Raw genomic sequence first — 1,404 nt, forward strand, 5'->3', positions numbered from 1 at the left:
ACGATTGGTAAGAATCCACAACAAGTTGTTCTTCATGACGATGTATCTGAGGGTCTGTAGCTCAGTTGGTTAGAGCACACGCTTGATAAGCGTGGGGTCACAAGTTCAAGTCTTGTCAGACCCACCACTAACGACAAGCAAGCAATTGCAGAGTGAAGAAATCAGAGACATTGACTTATTGATAAGCTGGGGACTTAGCTTAGTTGGTAGAGCGCCTGCTTTGCACGCAGGAGGTCAGGAGTTCGACTCTCCTAGTCTCCACCAAATTTCAAGACAAGAAAAACAACGTTTTTCCTTGAAATTTAAGCAAGAAGCTACGCTTCGCGCAGTATGTGATCATACAGTAGCGTGAATGTTTAGTTCCTAAGCGATCAAGTGCGTAGATCCTAGAGATTAGCAAGTAGAAGCGTTAAGATACGTCCCACTTGATAATCTCTGTGATTTATCACAGTAATGCAATCCGACGAGGATGCATTAAATCATTAACAGAATATATTTGAGTTGAAATAATTTGTTCATACTCATGAAAGAGCGGAAACAAGAGATCGCAAGATTGATTGTTGAAGTGATTGAATGAGAACTAGCGAAATTAACTGAATCAAGCGTTTTGGTATATGAATCTAATTGAAGCTGTACAGTGATTAAGTTCACGAGACTCTAACTGTGTAATTAACTGAGTGATTGGTTGATTATGTTGTTTATCCTACTTGTAGGGATGAACGACTGTTTGGGGTTGTATAGTCAAGTAATTAAGTGCATGTGGTGGATGCCTTGGCAGTCAGAGGCGAAGAAAGACGTGATAGCCTGCGAAAAGCTCCGGGGAGGCGGCAAATATCCTGTGATCCGGAGATGTCTGAATGGGGAAACCCACCGGCTATAAGGTCGGTATCATAAACTGAATACATAGGTTTATGAGGCGAACGCGGAGAAGTGAAACATCTCAGTATCCGTAGGAAAAGAAATCAATTGAGATTCCCTCAGTAGCGGCGAGCGAAAGGGGAACAGCCCATTAAGTCATATCAGTTTTAGTGGAATGCTCTGGGAAGTGCAACCATAGTGGGTGATAGTCCTGTACACGAAAGGGCTGATATGATGATGTCGAGTAGGGCGAGGCACGTGAAACCTTGTCTGAATATAGGGGGACCATCCTCTAAGGCTAAATACTCCTGACTGACCGATAGTGAACCAGTACCGTGAGGGAAAGGCGAAAAGAACCCCTGTGAGGGGAGTGAAATAGATCCTGAAACCGCATGCATACAAGCAGTGGGAGCCACTTCGTGTGGTGACTGCGTACCTTTTGTATAATGGGTCAGCGACTTATATTCAGTAGCGAGGTTAACCGAATAGGGGAGCCGTAGAGAAATCGAGTCTTAATAGGGCGTTTAGTTGCTGGGTATAGACCCG

General features: G+C 44.1%; 2 tRNA genes and 1 rRNA gene. All 3 read left to right on the forward strand.

Features of this window, described 5'->3' with window-relative positions:
- Positions 1 to 50: 50 nt before the first annotated feature.
- Positions 51 to 127: transfer RNA gene (locus FTV13_RS15495), tRNA-Ile, on the forward strand.
- 61 nt (positions 128 to 188) lie between these two features.
- Positions 189 to 264 (forward strand) — tRNA-Ala (locus tag FTV13_RS15500).
- 475 nt (positions 265 to 739) lie between these two features.
- Positions 740 to 1,404, forward strand: a 23S ribosomal RNA gene (locus FTV13_RS15505); the annotation flags it as partial.

Source organism: Acinetobacter sp. YH12235, from assembly GCF_013417705.1.
Lineage (GTDB): Bacteria > Pseudomonadota > Gammaproteobacteria > Pseudomonadales > Moraxellaceae > Acinetobacter.